We start from the raw sequence: 25,356 nt of genomic DNA, 5'->3' as shown, positions 1-25,356 counted from the left end.
GGCCATCGGGCTCTCCCATGACAAGCGACGTAGCAGTTCCCGCCCCGGAAACGGTGGCGGCCAATGGGCATGGCGAGGCCCATACCACCGCCGGCTTCGGCGCGCTGACGCTCGGCAGCATCGGCGTCGTTTACGGCGACATCGGCACCAGCCCGCTCTACGCGTTCCGCGAGGCGGTGATGGCCGCCTCGGGCGCGGAGGGATTGCCGACGCCGGCCGCCGTTCTCGGCGTGCTCTCGCTGATTCTATGGGCGCTCATCGTGGTGGTGACGCTCAAATACGTCGTGATCCTGCTCCGCGCCGACAACAACGGCGAGGGCGGCACGCTGGCACTGATGGCGCTGGCCCAGCGGGCGGTTGGCACCGGCCGCGGCGGCGCGACCATTGTGCTGCTCGGCATCATTTCCGGAGCTTTGTTCTACGGCGATGCCGTGCTCACGCCGGCGCTCTCCGTGCTGTCGGCGATCGAGGGCATGAAGGACGTCACGCTCAGGTTCGAGCCCTACATCGTTCCGCTGACGGTGGTGATCCTGGTCGGCCTCTTCGCCGTGCAGTCCCGCGGCACGGCGCGCGTTGCCGCCTTCTTCGGCCCGATCATGTGCGTCTGGTTCACGGTCCTGGCGGTGGCGGCGATCCCTCAGATCGCCCAGCACCCGCAGGTGCTGCTCGCGCTCAACCCGCTCTATGCCGTGAACTTCATGCTGCACCATGGCGTCATCGGCTTCGTGACGCTGGGCGCTGTGTTCCTGGCGGTGACCGGCGCCGAAGCGCTCTATGCCGACCTCGGCCATTTCGGCAAGCGGCCGATCCAGACCGCCTGGCTCATCGTAGTGCTGCCCTCGCTGGCGCTGAACTATCTGGGGCAGGGCGCGCTGGTGCTCGGCGATCCCGGTGCCATCGTGAGCCCGTTCTTTCAGCTATTCCCGCAAGGCTTCCTCCGAGGCTGCATGGTCGTGCTCGCCACCATGGCGACCGTCATCGCGAGCCAGGCCGTCATCACCGGCGCCTATTCGCTGACGCGCCAGGCGATCCAGCTCGGGCTGCTGCCGCGCTTTGAAATTCGCCATACGTCGGAAGCCCATTCCGGCCAGATCTTCATTCCGCGCATCAACCAGCTGCTGCTGGTCGCGGTGGTGCTGCTAGTGCTGCTGTTCCGCTCGTCGAGCGCGCTCGCATCCGCCTACGGCATCTCCGTCACCGGTACCATGGTGGTCACGGCGATGATGGGCTTCGTCGTGGTCTGGAAGGGCTGGCGCTGGTCAGCGCTTGCCGCCGGCGCGCTGATTGCGCCGTTCCTGTTCCTCGATCTGACCTTCCTGAGCGCGAACCTGTTGAAGGTGTTTGAGGGCGGCTGGGTGCCACTGGCGCTCGGCGCGCTCATGATCATCCTCATGTACACGTGGCGGCGCGGCAGCCGGCTGCTATTTGAAAAGTCGCGCAAGCTCGAGTTCCCGCTCGCCGATCTCGTGGCAATGCTGGAGAAGCGGCCGCCGCAGCGAGTGCCTGGCACTGCGGTGTTCCTGACCTCGGACCCGCTCAGCGCGCCGACCGCGCTGATGCATAGTCTGAAACACTACAAGGTGCTGCACGAGAAGAACGTCATTCTCACCATCGAGACCGCGCAAACCCCGCGGATCGATCCGGCCGAACGGGTGAAGCTGGAGCAGATTTCACCGACCTTCTCCAAGGTGACGCTGAAGTTCGGCTTCATGGAATCGCCCAACGTGCCGAAGGCGCTCGCGATCGCCCGCAAGCTGGGCTGGCAGTTCGACATCATGTCGACCTCGTTCTTCCTGTCGCGGAGGGCGCTCAAGCCCGCCGCCCATTCCGGCATGCCGCGCTGGCAGGACCGGCTGTTCATCTCGCTCAGCCGCTCCGCCAACGACGCCACCGACTATTTCCAGATCCCGTCCGGCCGTGTGGTCGAGGTCGGCACGCAGGTGACGATCTAGGATTACGTTCGAGCAAGTGGCTCAAGTGTCCACCTCTCCCCATCGGGGGAGAGGTCGGATTGCGCAGCAAATCCGGGTGAGAGGCCGCAGCGTTCAATGAGACCGCAACCCCTCACCCGGATCGCATCTGTCAATGCGATCCGACCTCTCCCTACGGGAGAGGTGAAGTGCCCCGTAAGCCGCACTTCAAGTCGCTGCGATTTAGCTTTAACTTGCGCCGCGCGGCTCAAGCCTTTGTAGCGCTTGATTTTCGTCTCCCGAGAGGCGAGGTTGCCGCCGGCCGGGATCGCCCCGGTACGCGGCCCGCGACGTTGGAGGATGATGTGGCAAATCAAGTGCAGGATCTGACCCCGGACGAGGTCGCCAAGGGTGTCGCGGAAGGGCGCTATCTGCTCGTCGACGTCCGTGAGCCGAACGAGGTCGAGGCCGAGGCGTACCCTTACGGCGTCGTGGTTCCGCTCTCGACCTTCGATCCCAAGGCGATCCCCGATCCGGCCGGCAAGGAGGTCGTGTTCGCCTGCCGTTCGGGCAAGCGCTCGGTGACGGCCTCGCTGGCGGCGCAGGCGGCGGGCCTGCCTTACGATAAGCATCTGGCCGGCGGCATGCTGGGTTGGAAGGCGGCCGGGCTTCCCAGCAAGGTCGGTGGCTAACCGCGCAATGACGACCAAGAGCTCTTCGCTGAACAAGGTCTTCGCCGACCTTCCCGTCACCATCTTCGAGGCGATGTCGCAGGCCGCGCGCGACAACAATGCGATCAATCTCGGCCAGGGTTTTCCGGATGATCCCGGCCCCGAGGACATCCGCCGCGCCGCGGCCGAGGCCTCGCTGAACGGCTACAACCAGTACCCCTCGATGATGGGCCTGCCGGAGCTGCGCCAGGCGATCGCGACCCATTACAGCCACTGGCACGGCCTCAAGCTCGATCCGATGAGCGAGGTGATGGTGACCTCCGGCGGGACCGAGGCGCTGACCTCGGCGATCCTCGCGGTGGTCCAGCCCGGCGACGAAGTGGTCTGCTTCCAGCCGGTCTATGATTCCTATCTGCCGATCATCCGCCAGGCCGGCGGCATTCCGCGCCTGGTTCGCCTGGAGCCGCCGCACTGGCGGCTGAATGAGGACATGCTGAAAAGCGTGTTCAATTCAAAAACCAAGGCGGTGCTGTTCAACAACCCCCTGAATCCCAGCGCGGTGGTCTATCCGCGCGAGGACCTCGAGCTCTTGGCGCGCTACTGCCAGGAGTTCGACGTCATCGCGATCTGCGACGAGGTCTGGGAGCACGTCACCTTCGACGAGCACAAGCATGTCCCGCTGATCACCATCCCCGGCATGCGCGAACGCACCATCAAGGTCGGCTCGGCGGGCAAGATCTTCTCGCTGACGGGCTGGAAGATCGGCTTCGTCTGCGCGGCGCCACAGCTGTTGCGCGTCGCCGCCAAGGTGCACCAGTTCCTGACCTTCACCACCGCGCCGAACCTGCAGGCCGCCGTCGCCTATGGCCTCGGCAAGTCCGACGACTACTTCCTGTCGATGCGCAAGGATCTGACGCGAAGCAGGGACCGCCTGACCAAGGGCCTGGAGAGCCTCGGCTTTCCCGTGCTGAAGTCGCAAGGCACCTACTTCCTCACCGTCGACCTGTCGCCGCTCGGGCTCAACGAGAGTGACACCGAGTTCTGCTGGCGGATTGTGAAAGACTACAAGGTCGCCGCGATCCCGGTCTCGGCGTTCTACGAGCAGGACCCCGTGACCTCGGTGGTGCGCTTCTGTTTTGCCAAGAAGGACCAGACGCTCGACACCGCGCTGGAGCGGCTGTCGGACGCGGTGCGTGGACGCAAGAGGTAGATCGAGATGACGAACGTCGGCCGCCCCAGGCTTGGTTTCGCGATCGCTGCGGCACTGACGTTGCTCTCCGCCCCTGTTAGGGCCGAGGAGCGGGTCGTCAACTTCTACAACTGGTCCAACTACATGGCGCCTGAGGTCCTTGAAGCCTTCACCAAGGAGACCGGCATCAAGGTCGTGTACGACACCTTCGACGCCAACGAGACGCTGGAGACGCGCCTGATGGCCGGCAAGTCCGGCTATGACGTCGTGGTGCCCACGGCGTACTTCCTGCAGCGCCAGATCAAGGCCAACATCTTCCAGAAGCTCGACAAGTCGAAGCTCCCGAACCTCGCCAATGCCTGGCCGGTGGTGACGCAGCGCCTCGCCACCTACGACCCCGGCAATGTCTACGCCGCCAACTACATGTGGGGCACGACAGGCATTGGTTACAACATCGCCAAGGTGAAGCAGATCCTCGGCCCCGATGCCAAGATCGACAGCTGGGACATCGTCTTCAAGCCGGAGAATCTGGCGAAGCTCAAAGATTGCGGCGTGCACATGCTCGATTCCGCCGACGACATCTTCCCGGCGGCGCTGAGCTGGCTCGGGCTCGATCCGAACTCGACCAAGCAGGCCGACCTCGAGAAGGCCGCCGATGCCGTCGCCAAGGTCCGCCCGTCCGTGCGCAAGTTTCACTCCTCCGAATATCTGAGCGCGCTGGCGACCGGCGAGATCTGCTTCGTGGTCGGCTGGTCCGGCGACATCATGCAGGCCCGCGCCCGCGCCGCCGAAGCCAAAAGCGGCGTCGAGATCGGCTACACCATCCCGAAGGAGGGCGCGCAGATGTTCTTCGACAATCTCGCGATCCCCGCGGATGCCAAGAACGTTAGGGAAGCCTACGAGCTGATCAACTATCTCTATCGGCCTGATGTGGCCGCCAAGAACTCGGACTTCCTGTCCTATGCCAACGGCAACCTCGCCAGCCAGAAGCTGGTCGACCCGAAGATCCTGAACGACAAGAACATCTATCCGGACGAGGCGACGCTCGCAAAACTGTTCGTCATCACGGCGCGCGAGCCGGCCACGCAGCGGATCATCAACCGGCTGTGGACGAAGGTGAAGACGGGGCGGTAGTAGCGCCTGTCATTGCGAGGAGCGAAGCGACGAAGCAATCCAGACTGCTTCCGTGGAACGATTCTGGATTGCTTCGCTGCGCTCGCAATGACGGAGTATTTACCGCCACCTTCTGTGCAGCCACAGCCACTGCTCGGGATGCTCGCGAACCCAACTTTCAACGACGCTCGTGATCGCCTGCGTCGTGCCCTGGATGTCGATCCCGCCGTCGGCATCGCGCACCGGCTGGATCTCTTCAGTGAGCTCGCCGCGGAAGCGGCCGCCGGGCAGGCGGATGATGCGCACGCCGTGGATCGGGCATTCGACCTGGCGCAAGAGGCGCGCCAGCATCGGATTGGCGCGGGTCTTGCGGCCGAAGAACGTGACCTCGACGCCGGCTGTCAGATATTGGTCGATCAGCATGGCGACGTGCTTGCCGTCCTTCAGCGCCTGTGCGAGCCGCAGCGGTGCGTCGCGGCCGGCCGGGATCAGCGTGCCCATGTTGACCTGGCGCATCTCCTGGATGATGCGATCGGCCGAGGCGATGTTCGGGCGGCGATAGAGAATCGCGGTGTCCAGGCCATGCGCGACCGCCGCGAGCGCCGGCAATTCCCAGTTCGCAAGGTGCGCCGCGAAGATCAGCGCCGGCTTGCCGTCGTCGCGGATCTGGTCGAACAGCTCGATGCTGCGCGGGGAAATCTCCATGCGACTCTTCTCCGGGACATCGCGGGCGTAGTCCCAGACCTGATCGATATGGGCGAACTCGGCGCCGACGCGGCCGAGATTGTCCCAGACGCCCATCAGGATCCGTTCGATCTCCTCCGGTGACTTCTCGGGGAAGGCGGCGGCGAGGTTGGCGCGGCCGATGCGGTGCTCGCGCAGGCGCGGCCCGATCAGCTTGACGGCACGCGCGAAGAAGTCCGAGGTCTTGGCTGAATCGAAATAGCGCGTGGTGCGCAGCATCGCGACGGTCGCGGCGCCGATCAGGCTGCCGCCGAGCGATTTGGCAGCCTCCCGCGCGCGGGCCTTCGTGCTCGCAGGAAGCAGCGCCATGCGTCCGGTCAGGCCGGTTCGCGGGTCAGGATCAGCGAGGCGTTCTGGCCGCCGAAGCCGAACGAGTTCGACATCACCGCGGTCACGCGCGCATCGCGCGCCTTGTTGCCGACGACGTCGAACAGGATCGTGGGATCCGGATTGTCGTAGTTGATCGTCGGCGGAATGCGCTGATGCTCGAGCGTGAGCAGCGAGAAGATCGCCTCGACTGCGCCGGCGGCCGAGATGGTGTGGCCGACCATCGACTTGTTGGAGGTGACCGGAATCTTCTGCGCGAGCTCGCCGAAAACGGCCGACGTCGTGTTGAATTCCATCTTGTCGTTCTCGGGCGTCGCGGTGCCGTGCGCGTTGATGTGGTCGATCTGGTCCGGCGTCATGCCGGCATCGGCCAGCGTCTTGTTCATGCAGCCGATGATCGGCTTGCCGTCGGGCGAGGAGCGGGTGCGGTGGAAGGAATCGGTGAGCTCGCCGCAGCCGGCGATCACGCCGAGAATTTTTGCGCCGCGCGCGGTGGCGGCTTCATAGCTCTCCAGCACCAGCGCGCCGGCGCCTTCGGCCATCACGAAGCCGTCGCGGTTCTTGGAGAAGGGACGGGAGGCCGCCTGCGGCGGGTCGTTCTGGGTCGAAAGCGCCGACAGCAGTGAGAAGCGCACCAGCGCTTCCGGGTTCACGGTGCCGTCGGTCGCGACGCACAGCGCTGCGTCCGTCTCGCCGCGGCGGATCGCCTCGACGCCGAGCTGGATCGAGGTGGCTCCGGACGCGCAGGCCGTCGACAGCGAGATCGGCGAGCCCTTGGTACCGAAGGTCTCGGCAAGATGGGCAGCAACCGAGCCGAACATGAAGCGATGATGATACGCGCTGAACTTGCCGCCGCCGGAGATGCGGAGCAGATCGTCATAGGTGATGTCTTGCTGGCCGACGGCGCGACCGAGCTCGCGACGCTGCGGCCATTCGACCTCGACCGGCGCCACCGCGAGGAAAAGCGGACCCGGGAAATCGGCCTTGGCGCCGATGCCGGCCTGCTCCAGCGCTTCCTGCGTCACCAGCTCGGCCATCCGCTCGGACAGGGCGGTGGAGGAGAACGGATCGGCGCTGACGAAATCGACCGTGCCGGCCATCGTGGTCTTGAGGCCGTCGATCGGAAAACGCGTGATGGTGCGGATGCCGGATTCGCCGGCGACGAGCTTTGCCCAATTGTCGGATTTGCCGGCGCCGAGCGAGGTCATGATGCCCATGCCGGTGACGACGACGACGGGACGCCCGAGTTTGTCGCGTGGTGCAGTCATGTCGATCCCCGCTTGAGCTGATTAAACCGCCTCGACCAGCGCCATGCCTTCGCCGCGCCAATGTCCGGCTCCCACCACCACGATCTGGGTGGGCGCACCCTGCATTTCAATCTCGGTCCCCGTGGAATCATTCGGCGGGAACAGCGCGCCGCGCGAGATCGACAATGCGGCGAGGGCAATGCCGAGCGGAAATTGCGTTTCCATGGCGTGGCCGAACACCGTGCCGGTCGAGCGCACCGGAAAGTCGGCATGGTTCTTCAGGAAGTCGCGCTCGTCCGAGGTCGCGGGCTCCGCCCCGGTCGCTCCGGTGATGATCGCGCCCTTGCCCTCGCGCCTGGGCAGCTTGGCCCACAGCTTCTCGAGCGTCGCGGCCATGTCGCCGGGCTGCTTGCGTTTGGCGAGGTCGGCGACGACGCTCGACAGCTTTGCGAACGGCTTGGCGCCGCGCGCTTCCGCATGCGCCTTCGATTCCAGCACCAGGAAAGCGCCGGCCGAGCCGAGCGCGAAGCCGGGATTATCCTTGCGGGCCCAGACGGGCGTGAACTTGTCCTTCAGGTTGAAATCGCCGAACTCGTAGAGGACGAGCAGGTCCTTGCGCTCGCCGTTGTACGAGCCGCCGACCAGCGCGATGTCGCTCTCGCCCGAGGCGATGCGCGCGAGCGCGATGCGGGCGGCATCGGCGCCGGCGACCTCTTCGCCCATGAAGGTGCGCGAGGTGCCACCCAGACCGTGCACGATGGCGATGTTGCCGGCGAGCAGGTTAGAGAGCTGGGCCAGGAACAGTGTCGGCCTCAGATCGCTCATCAGCCGTTCGTTGAGGAAACCCGGCGCGTTGGCGCCCTTGGCCTCGGCGGTGAGAATGCCGCTGTCGACGTTGATGTCGCGCTCTCCGCCGCCGGCGGCGACGACCATGTCGATTTTCGACAGGATGTCCTTGTTGCCTTTGATGCCGGCGGAATCGAGCGCAAGACCGGCGGCATAGGTGCCGATGCGCTGCCAGGCTTCCATCTGGCGCTGGTCGCCCTTCTTCGGGATCTGGCTGTCGAAGGATACCGGCATCAAGGGATGCACGATGTAGGGCGCAAAGCCCTTCTCGTCGACATTGATGCGCTTCTCGGAAAGCGCGGCCCAGTTGGCGTCGAGGCCTTCGCCGAGCGAGGTGGCGAGCCCAATGCCGGTGATCCAGACCTCGGTCTGGCCCGGCTTCAAAGCGGGAGTGTCAGTCATGACGATACGGCCTGTTGCGGAAATCCGACGCGCTTGGCGATGGCGTCCATGTGGGAGCGCATATCCGCATTGGGGAAGGGAATCAGCGTGAAGGTGAGGGCCGAATTCGCGCGCAGCTTGCCGCCGACCCGGATCTTGGCCTCGGTCATGGCATAGCCGGAGCCTTCATGGGTGAGGCTCGCCTCGATGCTCATGAGATCGCCGGGGAAGACCGAGCCGCGGACCTTGGCCTCCTTCACGGCGGCCAGGATCGGCATGCGTTCGAACCTGAGCACGCCGAGTTGAAGCCAGCCCGAGGCCTGCGCCATCGATTCGATCAGGAGCACGCCGGGCATCAAGGGATAACCGGGGAAGTGCCCCTCGAAGATGGTGCTTTCCTGCGGGACCTGCGCTTCGACGACGATCGTCTTCTCGTCGACCTTGAGGTCGACGATGCGATCGATCATGTGGAAGTATTCGAGTTGCATGACTGCGCCCTTAGGCGCTCGCGCCCTTGGCCGCAACCAGTTCGTCGATGCGGGCGCACAGGTTCTTCAGCACGAAATATTGCTCGGTGGTCGCCTTGCCGTCGTTGACCTCCTGAGTCCACTTCTCCAGCGGCAGCTTGATGCCGAACTGCTTGTCGATCGCGAAGGCGATATCGAGGAAATCGAGGCTGTCGATCCCGAGGTCATCGATGGCATGGCTATCCGGCGTGATCGTGTCGCGCGGGATGTCGCAGGTTTCAGCGATGATCGTGGCGACCTGATCGAATGTGGAGGACATCACTAAGCCTTTGATATATTGTAGGTATTTGTCAGATTGTCCAGAGTGGCACGGTGGCTGGGCATCGCGCCCTGATGACGCCCTCAAACCCCCCTCTGGCCGGGTCGAAAGCCCGTATATCGGAGCGCCGCCTTGAGTTCAATGGAGCCGGGCAGGCCCCCGGGGACTGCACCGGACGCGGCTGGGGATGCCGGCTGGGTCCGTCCGCCATGAGGTCCGTGCCGGGCCGGTCCTAAATATGCGGTGTCGTGATCTTGACGCAGTCGCGGCGGCCCATCAGCACGCAATCCTGGGTCCGGCGCAGGTCGGCGATACTGACCGCGAGCCAGATCCCGATCGCCGTCAGCGCGATGGTGAAGGCGAGCGCTGCGATATTGGCAAGCATGCGCTGCCGGTAATTGTCGGGCTCGGCATGCGGCTGCTCGTAGCGCGACAGGTCCAGCCGTTCGGGCGTGAGGCGGAGCGGTTGCACGGAGCCATTGCCGCGCTGGACCCTTGGGGAAGGCGGGGTGCGCGGCCTGAACTGGAGCACCCGGTGCTCCTCATCAGAGCTTATGGGCCGCTGGTTGTTCATGGGGCGGGGATCACTCCGAAGCAGCGATCTAGATAGCATAGGTGAGGCACGCGTTGCAGTAAATCTTCGCAATGCCAGGATGCATTTGTGCGTTGGTACTATTTGCAACGCGGGCATAGCGACAGCCATTGAGGACGTCTTTTTTACCGGCCGGTATCGACTTGTGATCTGCGCGTCTTCCGAACGGATTTTGCCACCGCGGGACCCGTGGCATAGTCGCGGGAACCCGAACCGTAGTTGCATGCCAGGGGCCTTCGATCATGACCACGACCAACGCGCGCGAGCCGAGAGTGCATCCGGTTCCGATCCTGTCGCTCCGGCCGACGCAGATGACGGTCGGCATGCGCGAGGTCAAGGAGAAGCGGAAGCGCTGGCGCGAGCATGGCAAGAAGAAGCAGGCGGATCTGCTTGGCAAGCACATGATCCCCGTCGTTTACGGACCCGACGCGCGCTACTACGTGATCGATCATCATCACCTCGGCCGCGCGCTGCACGATGAAGGCGTCAAGGAGGTGCTGGTGACCGTCGTCGGCGATCTCAGGATGGTGGAGCGCGAGGCGTTCTGGGGTGTCATGGACAACAAGCGCTGGGTCTATCCTTACGACGCCAAGGGCGAGCGGCGCTCGTTCCGCGACCTGCCGAAATCGGTTGCCGACCTCAAGGACGATCCATTCCGCAGTCTTGCCGGCGAATTGCGCCGCATGGGCGGCTTCGCCAAGGACACCACACCGTTTTCTGAATTCCTGTGGGCCGACTTCCTGCGCCGGCAGGTCTCGCGCAAGGCGGTGGAGGCCGATTTCGACAATGCGCTCGAGAAGGCGATGGTCGCGGCCAGAAGCAAGAATGCGATCTATCTGCCCGGCTGGTGCGGCCCGGCGGACGACGACTAAGAGTAATCACATCAGTCGCGCTGGAAGATCCTGGCGCCGGGATACGCGCGGCGGGCGTAAGTGACCACCAGCGCGCGGTCCTGGGTGTCCAGGAACGGCGTTCGGATCCGGCTCGATCCGACGATGAGGTGCCACAGGCCATTGACCTTCTGGATCACGATCTTCATTTGCGTAGTCCTCGATGACTCCCATTGCAGCGAATGTTGCTTCGTCGTCGCAGTGCCTGGGAGCGCGCTCGCGGGTATCAAAATTCCCAATACGGCCGGCGCTGCAAAACACGTCTACTCTTGTTAGTTGGGTATGGATTGCGCCCAGATAAGTCGGATCTCATCACAGCCGCTTGAGCGAAATCAATTTCCCCGCCCACGAAACCGTCCTGAAACAGAGCAGTCCCATCTCTATGGAGTAGTCGAGCTCACACAGGAGGCGAACATGCGCCGTCTGGCTTTCGTAGTTGCCTTGCTCGCGGTCGCTTCGGCGGGAATCTCTGCATCCTTTGCCGCAGTCCACCACGCCAAGTCGTTGACGTTCGCGGAACGCTTTGCTCCGGCGCTCGAGTTGATGGCGAAGCGCTAGCCGCATACGGCCTCGCAGCCGTGAGCGATGCGGCGGCTGCGCGCTCCGAGGCGGACATCACGTCGCATCTGGCGAGCGATGATGGATGGGTCGGCTTGACCTGTCGCAAACCTGCCTCGCCCCGACCGGCTAAGCTCTGCCTGCATGGTTGCAGCGACAGCGTTGTGCCCCGATGCGGAGGGCCCGGGCTCCAAGTCAATGCAGATCTTGTCATGCAGACCTTGGAGGCACGGCCATGAGCGTCATCTTTCGCATTCTTTTCGTCCTCGCCGGCGCGATCACGGCGCTATTCGTCGCGCGTGACGCGCTGAACTTCACCATCATCCAGACCTTCGTTGCCGTCCTGCTCGCCACTGCAATCGTCGGAGCCGGCAGCTTCTGGAGCCTGCGGCGGAAATCGTGAGCGAGGTGCAACGCGAAGGTGCGGTCGGCCTGAGCGAGACCGACGCCCGGGCGAGGCTCGCGGCAGACGGCCCCAACGAACTGCCTCGGCCGGAACGACGCAGTCCGCTGCGCATCGTGGTGGAAGTGCTGCGCGAGCCGATGCTCCTGCTGCTGCTCTGCGGCGGGCTGATCTACCTCGTGCTCGGCGATCTCAAGGAGGCGGTGATCCTGCTGGCTTTCGGGGCGATGTCCATCGTGATCACGGTGGTGCAGGAAACCCGGACCGAGCGCGTGCTGGAAGCCTTGCGCGACCTGACCAGCCCGCGGGCGCTGGTGGTGCGTGACGGTGCGCGCCGGCGAATTGCCGGCCGCGAGGTCGTGCAGGGCGATCTTCTCGTCCTCGGTGAAGGCGATCGCGTCCCCGCCGACGCCGCGCTCGTCGAAGCGCGGGACTTGCAGATCGACGAGTCCCTGCTGACCGGCGAGTCGGTGCCCGTCCGCAAGAAGACCGCCGACAAGATCAAAGTAGCCGCTCACCGGCCCGGCGGCGAGGATCAGCCATTCGTGTATTCCGGTTCGCTCGTCGTGCGCGGCGAGGGGCTGGCGCTGGTCGAGGCCACCGGGCCGCGCAGCGAGATCGGGAAGATCGGGCTGTCGCTTCGCGGCCTGCAGGCCGAGCCGCCGCGGCTTCAGCAACAGACCGCAAGGCTGGTGCGGCTTTGCTTTCTCGGCGGCGCCATCATCAGCCTGGCCGCGATTGTGCTCTACGGCGTCTCGCGCGGCGACTGGCTGCAGGCGCTGCTGGCAGGCGTCGCCATCGGCATGTCGATGCTTCCGGAAGAATTCAGCGTCGTGCTCACGGTGTTCATGGCAATGGGTGCGTGGCGGATTTCCCAGGCCCGCGTCCTGACGCGGCGAGCCGCGGCCATCGAGGTTCTCGGCTCAGCAACAGTCCTGTGTACCGACAAGACCGGAACGCTGACGCAGAACCAGATGTCGGTCGCCGAACTGCGCCTGCTGGACGGCGCGCGCCTGCGTGCGGAGGCGTCCGGACCGGATCAGGTCGGGCCCGAATTCGCCGAGCTGGCGCGCTGCGGGGCGCTGGCAAGCTCTGCGGAACCGTTCGATCCGATGGAAAAGGCGCTGCATGCGTTCGCGCGTAATGTCTTGCGGGACGACGATGCGATGGAAGGCGGGCGGACGCTGGTGCGCACCTATGGTCTGCGTCCCGAGCTGCTCGCCATGACCCAGGTTTGGCGCACATCCGCGGCGGCGGAGCTCATCGCATGCGCCAAGGGCGCGCCGGAAGCGATTGCGCGCCTGTGCCGGCTGAACGAGGCCGATCGCGAGGCCGTGCAAGCTGCCGTCGGGGCCATGGCGAAGGACGGGCTTCGGGTGCTGGGGATGGCGGTTGCCGTTTGCGATGAGCTTTCTCTGCCGGCATCCCAGGAGGCTTTCGTATTTCGCTTCGTTGGCCTGGTCGGGTTTGCCGATCCGTTGCGGCCTCATGTTCCGGAGGCGGTTCGCGAGTGCCGTTCGGCCGGCATCCGCGTCGTCATGATCACGGGCGACTATCCGGCAACCGCCATGGCGATCGCCGCGCAAGCCGGGCTCGACGTCGATGAGGTCGCGACCGGGGAGCAGGTCAAGCTCGCTGACGACCGCGAGCTCGAGGCACTCGTCAGGAAGGTGAACGTCTTCGCGCGGGTTCTGCCGGAGCAGAAGCTGCGGATCGTCCAGGCGCTGAAGCGCAGCGGCGAGATCGTTGCGATGACGGGCGACGGCGTCAACGACGCGCCGTCGCTGAAGGCCGCCCATATCGGAATCGCGATGGGTGGCCGCGGCACCGACGTCGCTCGCGAGGCATCCTCGATCGTCCTGCTTGACGACGACTTCAGCTCCATCGTCGCATCCATCCGCCTCGGTCGCCGGATCTACGACAATCTGCGCAAGGCCATGGCCTTCATCTTTGCCGTCCACGTGCCGATCGCGGGTCTTGCGCTGCTTCCCCTGGTGTTCGGGCTGCCGCTGGTGCTCGGCCCGGTGCACATTGCCTTTCTCGAGCTGATCATCGATCCGGTCTGCTCGCTGGTGTTCGAGGCCGAGCGGGAGGAGCATGACGTCATGAAGCGTCCGCCGCGGCATGCGCATGCGGAGCTGTTTTCGTGGCCCCTGATCGCCTGGAGCGTTCTGCAGGGCGCGATGGCCTTCGCCTTGATCGCCGTGATCTTCGTCGCAGCGCTTCGTTCCGGCCTGCCGCCCGATGAGGCTCGCACCCTCGCATTCATTGCGCTCGTCGCCTGCGTCCTCGCGCTGGTGCTGGTCAATCGATCCTTCAGCGCATCGTTCCTGTCTGCCTTCTTCCGTCCGAACGCGGCCTTGCTCTGGATATTCCTCTTGATTGCGCTAGTTCTCGCCACAGCCTTGTTCTGGCCGCCGGCGTCCGGTCTGTTTCGCTTCGGTCCGCTGCATGTTGACGATTTGATGATCACGCTCGGCGCCGGACTATTGGTGCTCACGGGGCTCGAACTGCTGAAGCCGATTTGGGCGCGGCGGTTGCGATTTTAATCGCTCTCCCGCTGACCCGAGCTCGGCGAGGTCTCCGTCCGCTGCGGATCTTCCTTGCCGCCAAGCATGCGATGCAGCCGGCGCTCGAGGCGACGGCCAATCGTGAGCAGGACGAAGGCCAGCGCCAGGGCGACGACGACGATTCTCCACTGTCCGGCGCCGCAGACGATGCCGAGGCAGGCGGCAAGGAAAGTGCAGGCGGCGCTGGTGAGGCCTCGAACGCGAAACCCGGTGCTTTGGTGCACGATGACGCCGGCGCCGAGAAAGCCGATGCCGGTGAGGATGCCCTGGATGACACGGCTGGCGGCGTCGACGACCCTGGCCGGTTCGGCGAGCTGCAATGCGAGCAGAACCACGCTCGCGGTGGAGAGCCCGACGATGCCGAGCGTCTTCAGCCCGATCGGCTTGCCGTGCAGGTCGCGGTTGAGGCCGATCGCGCCGCCGGCAAGCGTGGCCGTGCCGAGGCGCAGCAGGATTTCGGGCCAATCGAGCTCGGTCATGGCGCCTCGATTACGTCTTCGGCAGGCGGCCCATCAGATAGAACTCCTCGTTCGGCCGCATGCCCGTGAAATTCGCCAGCCGGTTCGACAGAGCGAAGAAGGCGGAGATCGCGGCGATGTCCCAGATGTCGTCGTCGCTGAAGCCGTGGGGGCTAAGCGCGGCGAAATCGTCCTCGGAAACCCGCTGCGCGTCGGCTGAAACCTTCATGGCGAAATCGAGCATCGCCTTCTGCCGCGGCGTGATATCGGCCTTGCGGTAGTTGATCGCGACCTGGTCGGCAATCAGCGGGTTCTTGGCGCGGATGCGCAGGATCGCGCCATGGGCGATCACGCAGTACTGGCATTGGTTGGCCGCCGACGTCGCCACCACGATCATCTCGCGCTCGGCCTTGGTGAGGCCGCCGTCCTTCTCCATCAGCGCGTCGTGATAGGCGAAGAAGGCGCGGAACTCGTCAGGGCGGTAGGCCAGCGTCAGGAACACGTTCGGCACGAAGCCGCTCTTCTCCTGCACGGCAAGGAGGCGCGTGCGGATGTCGTCGGGCAGGGTTTCGAGGGCGGGGGCGGGAAAGCGTTGCGCGGCGGTCTTTGTCATGGGCATGGATTCCGGCTTTTAGGCGGGAACCATAGTCGATGCGGAAGGCGGGCTCAATCTGCCGGTCCGAAGTGGCCGCGACGAAGGTGTCAGGTGGGAACGACGTTCCATCCTCCGTCATTGCGAGCGCAGCGAAGCAATCCAGAATCCCCCGGCGGAAAGACTCCGGATTGCTTCGCTGCGCCCGCAATGACGATGTGGTTGGAGCGAGGCCTTACCGCAGCGGCTTCTTCAGCAGCGAGAAGCGGTCCGGGTCGAGGCCCATCGAGGGCTGCAGCATCGGGGCTTCGACGCTGGACATCGTCTTCGCGGGCGGTGCCGAGAACACGGGGTCGTTCGGCACGTCGCGCTGCGAGGTGGCGCCGCGCCAGCGTTCGAGCACGGCGCTGACGAAATGCATGTCGTGGCCGGAGGTGACGGAGGGCACGCTCGAGATGGTGGCCTCGCCGCGCGGCAATTGGTGCGGCGGCACCTCCTTGAAGCGCAAGCGGGTCGGCAGCGCCACGCCTTCGCCGAACGCCAGCACCTCGCGGGTGCCGAGTGACGGCACGAAGGAGAGCAGGTTCGCGGCGGCATCCGACACGGCGGCGCGCAGCAGTGCCTGGTCCCGGTCGTTGGCGAGGCGCATCGTGAACAGCGTGTTGCACTGGGAGATGATGGTGGCGTCGAGCTCGGCGGGGCGCTGGGTGATGAGGCCGAGATAGACGCCGTATTTGCGGCCTTCCTTGGCGATGCGCGATACCGCCTTGCGGGTCGGGCCGAAGCCGATGTTGCGGTCGGCGGAGGCGTAGCGGTGCGCCTCTTCGCAGACGAACAGCAGCGGCGAGACGCCGTCGCTCCACAGGCCGAAGTCGAAGGCCATGCGGCAGAGCACGGACACGACGGAATCGATCACCTCGGCCGGGAAGCCGGCGAGCTGCATCACCGTCATCGGCTTGCCGTTGGCGGGCAGGCGGAACAGATGGCTGATGACTTCGGCCATGGTGTCGCCGCCGACATTGGCGTTGTCGAACATGAAGGCGTAGCGAGGGTCGTTGCGCACCGCCTCGATGCGCGAGATCAGCTTGTGATAGATGATGCGCGAGGAGCGGTTCTCGAGCTTGCCCATGCGCTCGTCGATCAGCGACAGCAGGTCGACCAGGCGATAGGGCACCGGCGTATCGACGGTGTAGCCGATCTGCTTGGGATCGATGCGCTTGAGGCCGATGCGGTCGGCGTTCTGGTACTGGGTGTAGACGCCTTTGGCGAGCGGGATCACTTCGGCGAGGATGTCGAGCTCTTCCGGCACGCCGGCGCGGCCGCCGAACAGTACGTCGACGATTTCCTCGAAGTTGAACAGCCAGAACGGCAGCTTCAGGTTCCGCGGGTTGAGCACCAGCGCGCGGTCGCCGAAGCAGCGGCCATATTCGTTGTGCACGTCGAGCAGGAAGATGCGCAGGTTCGGCCGCGCCTTCAGGATCTCGTTGAGCAGCAGCGAGACGCCGGTCGATTTACCGACGCCAGTCGATCCCAGCACGGCAAAATGCTTGGACAGCATTTCCTCGACGTCGACATAGGCGATGACCGAGCGGTCCTGCTGCAGGAAGCCGACATTGATCTGGTCCGAGCCGGTCGGCGCGTAGATCGTACGCAGCTCCTGGCTGGTGATCAGGTCGACGGCATCGCCGATGGTCGGATAGTTGGTGACGCCGCGCTGAAACTTGGCCTTGTCCGCGGCATTGAGAATCTCGCCGAGCAGGTCGACCGAGGCGATGGCGATGTAATTGTCCGAGCTCGACAGATTTTCGCAGGAGACCTCCGTGATCATCGCAACGATGACCGAGCTGGCACAGCGAATGCTGACGAAACGGCCGACGGTGGCCCGCACCTCCGAGATCGGCATCCGGCTTTCCGCCAGCAGCCCGACCCGGGCGAGCGATCCGCGAACCGAAATCACGCGTCCAAAGGATGTCACGATGAATGAACCTGGCAAGAGCAAGGGGAGTTGCCCGGACTATGCGCGGCCGTCGCTGCACAAACAGTTAAACGCCGGACGCGGTGGCTCCGTTAAATCCGCGGTAATTCGGTCAGGAGCCCCGTCGCCGATGCCTGCCTATGGGCGGAATGGCCGGGAAAATGCTGCATTTGCCGGACCTTTCAGGTGAGATGGTCCTTAGGGAAGTATTTACCATTTGGGCAGGCTGCCCGTCTCGCTCGGGCGGACGGCGGTCAGGTATCGATCGCAGCGCACACACCGGTGCTTTGTTGACTGGACCTAATGATTTGTACATTAGTACAAATTGGGGCGCCCCGCCGAAAGCCCCGCGTCCGCTCCAGGAGGAACCATGCAGCCCGAACCGATCCTCGATCTTGCCCATCTCGGCCACATGGAGCTGCTGACGCCGAAGCCCGACGAGAGCCTGAGGTTCTTCGTCGATGTGATGGGCATGACCGTCAGCGGCCAGAAGGGCGAGTCGGTCTACTTGCGCGGCTGGGACGATTACGAGCGCTATTCGCTCAAGCTCACGGCGTCGAAGACCTCGGGCATGGGCCACATGGCACTCCGTGCGCGCAGCCAGCAGGCGCTGGAGCGCCGTGTTGCGGCGCTAAAAGGATCCGGCTTCGATATCGGCTGGATCGACGGCGACATGGGGCAGGGGCCGACCTTCCGTTGCAGCGACCCCGATGGCCACATCGTCGAGCTCTATTACGAGACCGAATGGTATCAGGCGCCGCCCGAACTCAAGCCTGCGCTGAAGAACCAGGCGCAGCGCTTTCCCGCCCGCGGCGTCAATGTGCGCCGCCTCGACCATCTCAATTGTCTTGCCGTCGACATCAAGGCCAACCGCGAGTTCTTCGAGACCTATCTGGGCTGCCGCCTCACCGAGCAGATCGTGCTCAACGACGGCCGTGAAGCTGCGATGTGGCTGACGATGTCGAACAAGAGCTACGACTTTGCCTATTCGCTCGATCATTCGGGCGTGCCGGGCCGCTTCCACCACGTCACCTACGCGCTCGACAGCCGCGAGGAGATCCTGCGTGCCGCGGACATTTTTCTAGAGAACGGCGTGCACATCGAGACCGGCCCGCACAAGCACGCGATCCAGCAGACCTTCTTCCTCTATGTCTACGAGCCCGGCGGCAACCGCGTCGAAGTCGCCAATGCCGGCGCACGCCTCATCCTCGCGCCCGACTGGAAGCCGATCGTGTGGACCGAGGAGGAGCGCAAGAAAGGCCAGGCCTGGGGATTGAAGACGATCGAGTCGTTCCACACCCACGGCACGCCGCCGGTGGAGGTGAAGCACGGATAGAGTATTCACGCAGTGTCATTCCGGGGCGACGCGAAGCGGCGAGCTATGATGCGCAATTGCGCATCTGAGAATCCATAACCCCGGCTGGTGGTTATGGATTCCGGGCTCCCTCGCTATGCTCGGGCCCCGGAATGACGTTAGTGGGTCGAACTTCGCACACGCGAGATCGTCTCGCGCACGCCGGTCCAGGCCGGCTTGTCCGGCGCGAACTGCTTGCGCAAAAACGTCACGAGCTCCTCGACCTGTGCATCGCTCATGCTGTTTCTGAACGCGGGCATGTAGCCGAGATCGCTGGAGACCGGGTCGGCAATGCCGTGCAGGATCACCTGCACGAGATTATCCGCCTTCGTGCTGTGAATGTTGCTGTTGAGCGCGAGCGAAGGCCGGCTGCCGAACAGCGGCAGGCCGCCGACCTCGTGGCAGACGGCGCAGGCGCCCTGATAGAGGCGGGCGCCCGCGGAGGAGGCGACGGTCACTTGCGTTGCGCTCTCGAGCTTGGCGGCGAGCGCATCCGGCGCTGGTGTATCGGCCGTGTCGTTGAAGGAGTTCAGATAGACCGCCATCGCACGGATGTCCTGGTCGGGCAGAGCCTTGAGGTCGCGGATAACAGGCGCCATAGGTCCGGCGGCGACGCCGTGGTAACGCGACTGGCCGGTGCGCAAATAGGCGTAGAGCTCCTCCTCGTTCCACGGAATCGGCGCGTGCGAGAGCGAGGTCAGCGCCGGCGCTTCCCAGCCTTCGGCGAAGCCGCCGGCAAGATAGGCGTTGCGTTGCTCGGCGCCGAGCGCGTTGCGGGGCGAATGACAGCCGCTGCAATGGCCGAGGCTCTCGACCAGATAGGCGCCGCGATTCCAGGCCTCGGACCTTGAGGGGTCCGACTTGAATTCGTGGGTCCGGTGGAACAGCGCGTTCCAGCCCGCCAGCAGCGGGCGCAGATTGAACGGGAAGGCGAGCGCATTCGCTGGCGTCGTCGCGCGCACCGCAGGCTGCGCCATCAGATAAGCGTAGAGCGCCTGCAGATCGGCGTCGCTGGTCTTTGCAAAATGCGTGTAGGGGAAGGCGGGATAGAGCTGGCGTCCGTCGCGATGCAAGCCGTCGCGCATCGCGCGCTCGAAGGCAGGGTAGGACCAGGCGCCGATCCCGGTCTCGACATCGGGCGTGATGTTGGTCGAATAGATCGTGCCGAATGGCGTCTCCAATGCGCGGCCGCCGGCGTTGAGCGCGCCGCCAATGCTGGTATGGCACTCCGCGCAATTGCCAAGCGCTGCAAGCTGCTCGCCGCGGGCGATGGTCGCTGCGGAATAGACCGATGCATCCGGCCGGGTGATCGGCGCGATGGCCCGGCCGGGAAGGAGCGCCGCGCCGATGCCGATCGCGGCGGTACAGACGGCTGCGATCGTTGCGAAGATGCCAGCGCGCCTGGCGAACGGATTTTCCCAGATACGCGATTGAGGCGCGGCTGCCGGCGCAGGCAGGCACTGCGGTGTCGCCGATGTCTCGCCGCGCAGCCCCTTGAGGATGCGCTCAGGCGTGAACGGCGGCTCGCGAAAGCGCACGCCAGTGGCATCGAAGATGGCATTCGCAATCGCCGCCGCACTCGGCACCGAAGCAGACTCGCCGACGCCGAGCGGCGGCTGGTCCTGCCGCGGCAGCATCAAGACGTCGATCTTGGGTACGTCGGGGAAGGGGATGATGGGGTAGGCGCCCCATTCGCGCGCGGCCACCGTGCCGCGCTCGAACGACACCTCTTCCATGAGCGCGCGGCTGGTGGATTGGATGACGTTGCCCTGGATCTGGTGGCGCACGCCGTCCGGATTGATCATCAACCCGGAATCTTGCCCCGCGACGACGCGCGTCACACTGACGTCGCCGGTCGTCTTGTTCACCGCGACGTCGGCAACCCAGGCCGACCACGCCGCGCCATAGCCGGGAAACTTGCTGTGGACATAGAGCGCATAGGCAAAGCCGCGGCCGTGCACGACCTCGCCGTCCTTCTCCTCGCGAACGGGGCGGGGCGTCCAGCCCGCGCGCTCGGCCACCGCATTGACCAGATCGACCGCGCGCTGGTCTTTCAGATAGCGAAGACGATACTCGATCGGATCGACGCCGGCTTCGCTCGCGGCCTCGTCGATATAGGATTCATGCGCAAAAGTGTTCGGCAATGCCGAGACGCCGCGGAACCAGGAGGCCCGCACGATCGGCGGCGTGTCGTGGGCGACGACGCGCATGTGCTCGTAATCGTAGGGCGGGATCGCGGTGCGGTCGCCCATCTGGAGCACGGTGGGCTCGGGGGAGATGCGACCGGTCAGCAGCAGCGCCAGCGTCGGCGCGGCGTTCGAGGGGTAGCGCGTGGTGAGATCGTAAGCGGCGATGCTGCCGTCAGCGTCGAGGCCGCCATTGACGTCGATGAGCTGCGCGGTGCCTTTGGGCTCCCAGGCGTGCTCCTGCTCGCGCGTTAATTGCACGCGGACGGGACGGCCGACGGCGCGCGACAGCAGGAGCGCATCGGCGGAGACGTCGTCGGCGCAGTTGCGACCGTAGCAGCCGGCGGCCTCAAGCCGGATAACCTCGATCTCGCTCTCGGGGCGCTCGATCAGCAGCGCGAGGTCGCTGCGCAGCACGTGCGGGTTCTGCGTGCCCGACCAGACGCGGATGTTGCCGTCCTGGACGTCGGCGACGGCGCAGGAGGGGCCGATCGAGGCGTGCATCTGATACGGCCAGACGTAAGTGCGCTGCATCGGCTTGGCCGCGCTCGATATCGCCTTGTCGACCTCGCCCTTGTCGATCAGCGTGCGCGGCGTCGAGGGATTGGCGCGCAGGGCGGCCTCGACATCGCCAAGATCGGTAAGCGTCGGCGTCGGCTTCCAGCTCACCTTGAGCTGCTCTGCCGCACGGATCGCATTCTCCTCGCGCTCGGCGACGACGCCGACGAAATCGCCGATCCGCACGACGGCGATAAGGCCGGGAATGTCGCGCAGGGAGGATTCGTCGACCGCAATGAGGCTGGTGCCGACGAACGGTCCGGCATCGACGCCGGCATAGGGAGGCCGCACCACGCGGCCATGCACCATCCCTGATACTCGGATGTCGTGCACGAAAGTCAGCTCGCCCGTGGCTTTAGCAGGTAGATCGACGCGCGGCACCGACTGGCCGACGATGGCGTAATCGCCGACCGGCTTGACCTGCACGTCATCGGCCAGCTCGAGGCGGATCGCCTCGTCGCCAATGAGCTCGCCATAGCTGATGCTGCGATTGTCGTGGCCGCGAACGAGTCCGTCCTCGATCCTGAGCTCGGCTTCGGGCAAGTCCAGGCGTTCCGCGGCGCGCGCGATCAGAAAGTGCCGCGCTTGCGACGCGGCCTTCCGCAGCGGCACGGCCGTGATCTGGATGGTCTCGCTCGCGATCGTCGCACCCTGGTTCGGCACCAATGCCGTGTCGCCGAGCACGACGACAACGCGCGCAAAGGAGACGTCGAGCTCTTCGGCGACGATCTGGCCCAGCGCAGTGCGGATGCCGGTGCCGAGATCGACATGGCCGTTATAGGCCGTGACCGAACCGTCCGCGGTGATGCGGACGAAGGTCTCCGACGTGACCTCGTCCACGCTGCGCGCGACGACGAGCGAACCCCCGCGCTCAGCTCCGTTCGAAACAAAGGAGGCCATCAATCTGCGGCCTCAGCGAGCTGGCCCGATGCGCGCATCACCGCGCGGAGGATCTCGACATGCGTCCCGCAGCGGCAGAGATTGTAGCGCAGCGCCGCCAGCGCCTCCTGCTCGGTCGGCCGAGGGTTGATCGCGAGCAACGCCTTGGTGGTCATGATCATGCCGTTGAGACAATAGCCGCATTGTGCGGCCTGCTCGTCGATGAAGGCCTGCTGCACGACGTCGGGCTTGTCGCTTGTGCCGAGGCCTTCGAGCGTCACGATGTCGCGGCCGCCGCAGCCGCTCACCGGAATCACGCAGGAGCGTGCCGCCAGTCCGTCGATCAGGACAGTACAGGTGCCGCATTCTCCCAAGCCGCAGCCGTATTTCGGGCCGTTCAGCGCGAGATCATTGCGCAGCACGTAGAGCAGCGGCGTGTCGCGCGCTGCCGTGACCTCGTGGATCCTGCCGTTCACGGTGAGGCGGATCGGTGTCTGCGTCATCCTCGTTCCCAAGCCCAAGACGATATCCAAGATCATGCAATCGCGAAAATCGGACGCCGCGACGATACCGTTTGTACACAAACGTGCAAGCCGTGCATGCCGCACTGCAGCGCGGCTGCCTTCTTTGTGGACAGTGCGGATAGGCAAATGAGGTTTTATGCGGCAGTGGCATCTTTTGCGCTGCACCGCCGCTTGACAGCCCCGGGGCAGCGCGCGCAACATCGTTCGTATACGAATGATAACTGCGATGTCCGCCGGCTCCGACATGGTGACAGAAACGACGAGCGCCGTCATCGACAAGATCCGCTGCGATGCTTGTCCGGTGATGTGCTACATCAAGCCGGGCGCGGCGGGGGCCTGCGATCGCTATGCCAATCACGACGGCAAGCTGGTCCGCGTCGATCCGCACGTCATCCTGGAGCGCACCGTCTCTCATGGCGGCAAGCTCGTCCCGTTCAGCCGCACCGAGGACTGGGACGGCAAGATCGTCCATGAGCCCTCGACTTTCGTGACGGCGATCGGGGCAGGCACGACCTATCCCGACTACAAGCCGGCGCCGTTCATCGTCTCTGCGGAGGTCGACGGCGTCGACATGGTGACCGTCGTCACCGAAGGCATCTTCTCCTATTGCGGCATCAAGGTGAAGATCGACACCGACCGCTATCTCGGCCCGGAGACCGCGACCGTGCGCGCGCAGGGCGAGGCGGTCGGCCACGTCACGACCAGCGAATACGGCTCGCAGATGCTCTCGCTCGGCGGCGTGCATCATCTCACCGGCGGCTCCAAGAAGGAGGGGCGCGTCACCTGCGACACGCTCATGGACCTCGCCAATTGCAAGGCGGTCGAGCTCACCATCGACGGCGGCGCCACCGTGGTGGTGCAGGCCGGCCAACCGCCGATCGTCAACGGCGTGAAGGAAGAGCGCATGCGCGTCGGCTGCGGCTCGGCGACGATCGGCATGTTCGCCAAGCAATGGCACGGCAAGGTCGACGAGGTCGTCGTGGTCGACGACCACATCACCGGCGTGCTCAGCGAGCATCAAGCGGGCAAGCTGCTCGACATCGCCGACACCGGCATCAAGATGAAGGGGCGGCGCTCGACGCCGGGCCGCTATTTCCAGGTCGCCGATCCCGGCACGGGCTGGGGCGGCACCAACATCTCCGATCCGCTGGCGATCCTCGGCCCGTTCGATGCCAAGGAAGCCAAGCCCGGCCTGACCATGCTGATGGTCTCCACCACCGGCGAGCATTCGTCCTATTACGTGCTCGATGAGGCCTTGAAGCCGGTCGAGACCGAGATGCCGGCCGATTTGAAGTTTTCGGTCGAGCGCATCCAGGAAAATTGCGAGCCCGCCTTGTGCACGGTGTTGTTCATGGCGGGAGCGGGCGGCTCCTTGCGCGCTGGCGTCACCGACAATCCCGTGCGTTTGACCCGCTCTGTCAAGGATGCGCTGACGCGTGTTACCAGCGGCGGTGCGCCGGTCTATGTCTGGCCCGGCGGCGGCATCACCTACATGGTCGACGTGACGCAGATGCCGTCAGGCGCGTTCGGCTATGTGCCGACGCCGGCCCTGGTCGCGCCGATCGAATTCACCATGAAGCTGTCCGACTATGCCGCACTCGGTGGCCACATGGATTATGTGAAGCCGCTCTCCGAGGTGCAGAGCGGCGACGATGTCCGCCAATTGCCCTGGCAGAACCCGATTCCGGGGCTCCGCACATGACTAGGCTCCCGCAAATCGCATTGCTGTCAGATGGCCGGCGGCTGCATTTGCAGGATGGACCGATCGATCTGATCGTGGAGGCGAGGGGACGTACGGATGCGGTGCGGGCCGCCTATGAGGCTGCGGCGCTGCGGTTCACCGGATTGCTCGACGAGCTTTGCGCGGAATTGCCAGGGCTGCGTACGGCGGTCGAGGAGAAGACCTCGCTGAAGGGCGTTGTCGCCCGCCGCATGCACGCTGCTGTCGCGCCTTATGCCGCCGATTGCTTCATCACGCCGATGGCGGCCGTTGCCGGCAGCGTCGCAGAGGAGATTCTGGCCGCGATGCTGCGCGCTGCACCGCTCGATCGGATTTACGTCAACAATGGCGGCGACATCGCGCTGCATCTCGGCAAGGGTGAGCATTTTTCGGTCGGCCTGATGGATCGTCCCGACCACGACGGCGTGATGCGGAGGATGCGGATCGATGCGGACGATCCGGTGCGGGGCGTCGCGACCAGCGGTCGGCACGGCCGCAGCTTTTCGCTCGGGATCGCCGATGCCGTGACCGTGCTGGCCGCAACCGCTTCGCAGGCCGATGCGGCCGCGACCGTGATCGCCAATGCCGTCGATCTGCCCGGGCATCCCGCAATCATCCGACAGCCTGCGAACGAGGTTCAGCCCGACAGCGATCTGGGCGCGCGCCTCGTGACGCGCGGTGTCGGCGAGCTGTCTCACGATGAGATCGCCGCCGCGCTTGAATCTGGCGCGGAATGTGCACGGCAATTGTTCGGTCGCGGACTGATCGAAGGTGCCGTGCTGCGGCTTTGTGGTGATATGCTTGTCATCGGAACAAAGGATATAGAAGAGCAACGATCGCGCCCGCGTGTGCTGGAGAACGCGGTCCATGCCTGAACAGGGAA

General features: G+C 65.0%; 23 protein-coding genes. 11 read left to right on the top strand and 12 right to left on the bottom strand.

From position 1 onward, the window contains the following. The first annotated feature begins 17 nt into the window (after positions 1-17). From ABIA45_RS12360 to ABIA45_RS12345, 4 genes are all read left to right on the top strand, one after another. Positions 18-1,952, top strand: a complete 1,935-nt coding sequence (locus ABIA45_RS12360) for a potassium transporter Kup (RefSeq protein ID WP_271547213.1) — start codon at positions 18-20, stop codon at positions 1,950-1,952. Positions 1,953-2,275: 323 nt separating this feature from the next. Next, on the top strand, positions 2,276-2,602 hold the full coding sequence (locus tag ABIA45_RS12355; protein ID WP_025035596.1) for a rhodanese-like domain-containing protein: 327 nt from the start codon (positions 2,276-2,278) through the stop codon (positions 2,600-2,602). 7 nt (positions 2,603-2,609) lie between these two features. Next, positions 2,610-3,791 (top strand): aminotransferase, encoded by a 1,182-nt coding sequence (locus tag ABIA45_RS12350; RefSeq protein WP_271547212.1) that lies wholly within the window; start codon positions 2,610-2,612, stop codon positions 3,789-3,791. A 6-nt stretch (positions 3,792-3,797) separates the two neighbouring features. Further along, entirely contained in the window at positions 3,798-4,904 is a 1,107-nt protein-coding gene (locus ABIA45_RS12345; RefSeq protein WP_404541791.1) for a polyamine ABC transporter substrate-binding protein, read from the top strand. Positions 4,905-5,003: 99 nt separating this feature from the next. Here ABIA45_RS12345 and ABIA45_RS12340 read toward each other — a convergent pair whose 3' ends face one another. The 6 genes from ABIA45_RS12340 to ABIA45_RS12315 form a co-directional block, all read right to left on the bottom strand. After that, the gene (locus ABIA45_RS12340; protein WP_404652189.1) at positions 5,004-5,936 is read right to left on the bottom strand and encodes a lipid A biosynthesis lauroyl acyltransferase; all 933 of its coding nucleotides are present in this window, start codon (positions 5,934-5,936) and stop codon (positions 5,004-5,006) included. Between the two features lie 8 nt (positions 5,937-5,944). Next, a complete protein-coding gene (locus ABIA45_RS12335) occupies positions 5,945-7,222 on the bottom strand; it encodes a beta-ketoacyl-ACP synthase (RefSeq protein ID WP_157282307.1) in 1,278 nt (425 codons plus the stop codon). A 21-nt stretch (positions 7,223-7,243) separates the two neighbouring features. Then, positions 7,244-8,449 (bottom strand): beta-ketoacyl-ACP synthase, encoded by a 1,206-nt coding sequence (locus tag ABIA45_RS12330; RefSeq protein ID WP_271547209.1) that lies wholly within the window; start codon positions 8,447-8,449, stop codon positions 7,244-7,246. Then, complete coding sequence (locus tag ABIA45_RS12325; RefSeq protein ID WP_404652186.1) at positions 8,446-8,916, bottom strand: 3-hydroxyacyl-ACP dehydratase FabZ family protein; 471 nt, start codon at positions 8,914-8,916, stop codon at positions 8,446-8,448. The genes ABIA45_RS12330 and ABIA45_RS12325 overlap by 4 nt, the downstream gene beginning before the upstream one ends. Before the next feature lie 10 nt (positions 8,917-8,926). After that, positions 8,927-9,214 carry an acyl carrier protein gene (locus tag ABIA45_RS12320; protein ID WP_007592476.1) on the bottom strand — a complete coding sequence of 96 codons (288 nt, stop codon included), beginning with the start codon at positions 9,212-9,214 and terminating at the stop codon, positions 8,927-8,929. A gap of 232 nt (positions 9,215-9,446) precedes the next feature. Then, a complete protein-coding gene (locus ABIA45_RS12315; protein WP_157282304.1) occupies positions 9,447-9,788 on the bottom strand; it encodes a hypothetical protein in 342 nt (113 codons plus the stop codon). A 260-nt stretch (positions 9,789-10,048) separates the two neighbouring features. Here ABIA45_RS12315 and ABIA45_RS12310 point away from each other — a divergent pair, with 260 nt between their 5' ends. Then, positions 10,049-10,678, top strand: coding sequence for a ParB-like protein (locus ABIA45_RS12310; RefSeq protein ID WP_157282303.1), 630 nt, complete (start codon positions 10,049-10,051; stop codon positions 10,676-10,678). Between the two features lie 11 nt (positions 10,679-10,689). Here the strand turns inward: ABIA45_RS12310 and ABIA45_RS12305 are convergent, their stop codons facing one another. Beyond that, the gene (locus ABIA45_RS12305) at positions 10,690-10,845 is read right to left on the bottom strand and encodes a hypothetical protein (protein WP_404652183.1); all 156 of its coding nucleotides are present in this window, start codon (positions 10,843-10,845) and stop codon (positions 10,690-10,692) included. A gap of 265 nt (positions 10,846-11,110) precedes the next feature. Here ABIA45_RS12305 and ABIA45_RS12300 point away from each other — a divergent pair, with 265 nt between their 5' ends. From ABIA45_RS12300 to ABIA45_RS12290, 3 genes are all read left to right on the top strand, one after another. Then, positions 11,111-11,254, top strand: a complete 144-nt coding sequence (locus ABIA45_RS12300) for a hypothetical protein (RefSeq protein WP_192859586.1) — start codon at positions 11,111-11,113, stop codon at positions 11,252-11,254. A 235-nt stretch (positions 11,255-11,489) separates the two neighbouring features. Continuing rightward, positions 11,490-11,657 (top strand): hypothetical protein, encoded by a 168-nt coding sequence (locus ABIA45_RS12295; protein ID WP_271503424.1) that lies wholly within the window; start codon positions 11,490-11,492, stop codon positions 11,655-11,657. Further along, positions 11,654-14,206, top strand: a complete 2,553-nt coding sequence (locus ABIA45_RS12290; RefSeq protein ID WP_404652180.1) for a cation-translocating P-type ATPase — start codon at positions 11,654-11,656, stop codon at positions 14,204-14,206. Before ABIA45_RS12295 ends, ABIA45_RS12290 begins: the two co-directional genes overlap by 4 nt. Here ABIA45_RS12290 and ABIA45_RS12285 read toward each other — a convergent pair. The 3 genes from ABIA45_RS12285 to ABIA45_RS12275 form a co-directional block, all read right to left on the bottom strand. Next, positions 14,203-14,706 (bottom strand): MgtC/SapB family protein, encoded by a 504-nt coding sequence (locus ABIA45_RS12285; protein WP_404652179.1) that lies wholly within the window; start codon positions 14,704-14,706, stop codon positions 14,203-14,205. The two genes, ABIA45_RS12290 and ABIA45_RS12285, sit on opposite strands and share 4 nt — an antisense overlap. Positions 14,707-14,716: 10 nt before the next feature. Beyond that, positions 14,717-15,298: a peroxidase-related enzyme gene (locus tag ABIA45_RS12280; protein WP_271547204.1), complete on the bottom strand. Its 582-nt coding sequence runs from the start codon at positions 15,296-15,298 to the stop codon at positions 14,717-14,719. A gap of 214 nt (positions 15,299-15,512) precedes the next feature. Continuing rightward, on the bottom strand, positions 15,513-17,252 hold the full coding sequence (locus ABIA45_RS12275; protein WP_036001369.1) for an ATP-binding protein: 1,740 nt from the start codon (positions 17,250-17,252) through the stop codon (positions 15,513-15,515). 370 nt (positions 17,253-17,622) lie between these two features. Between ABIA45_RS12275 and ABIA45_RS12270 the strand changes: the two genes are divergently transcribed. Continuing rightward, positions 17,623-18,588, top strand: a complete 966-nt coding sequence (locus ABIA45_RS12270; protein WP_404652177.1) for a catechol 2,3-dioxygenase — start codon at positions 17,623-17,625, stop codon at positions 18,586-18,588. Between the two features lie 137 nt (positions 18,589-18,725). Here the strand turns inward: ABIA45_RS12270 and ABIA45_RS12265 are convergent, their stop codons facing one another. Both ABIA45_RS12265 and ABIA45_RS12260 read right to left on the bottom strand, forming a co-directional pair. Beyond that, positions 18,726-22,250, bottom strand: a complete 3,525-nt coding sequence (locus ABIA45_RS12265; RefSeq protein WP_404652175.1) for a molybdopterin cofactor-binding domain-containing protein — start codon at positions 22,248-22,250, stop codon at positions 18,726-18,728. Next, positions 22,250-22,732, bottom strand: a complete 483-nt coding sequence (locus tag ABIA45_RS12260; protein WP_404652173.1) for a (2Fe-2S)-binding protein — start codon at positions 22,730-22,732, stop codon at positions 22,250-22,252. Before ABIA45_RS12260 ends, ABIA45_RS12265 begins: the two co-directional genes overlap by 1 nt. Before the next feature lie 265 nt (positions 22,733-22,997). On the opposite strand from ABIA45_RS12260, the gene ABIA45_RS12255 reads away from it, so the two are divergent. After that, on the top strand, positions 22,998-24,455 hold the full coding sequence (locus ABIA45_RS12255; RefSeq protein WP_404655658.1) for a 6-hydroxynicotinate reductase: 1,458 nt from the start codon (positions 22,998-23,000) through the stop codon (positions 24,453-24,455). Continuing rightward, positions 24,452-25,348 (top strand): UPF0280 family protein, encoded by an 897-nt coding sequence (locus tag ABIA45_RS12250; protein WP_404652171.1) that lies wholly within the window; start codon positions 24,452-24,454, stop codon positions 25,346-25,348. The genes ABIA45_RS12255 and ABIA45_RS12250 overlap by 4 nt, the downstream gene beginning before the upstream one ends. Positions 25,349-25,356: the final 8 nt, after the last annotated feature.

The sequence above is a fragment of the Bradyrhizobium sp. USDA 336 genome (assembly GCF_044908355.1).
GTDB classification, from domain to species: domain Bacteria; phylum Pseudomonadota; class Alphaproteobacteria; order Rhizobiales; family Xanthobacteraceae; genus Bradyrhizobium; species Bradyrhizobium yuanmingense.
Note: the sequence above shows the minus strand (reverse complement) of the source record. Positions and strands in the feature narration are given on the sequence as shown.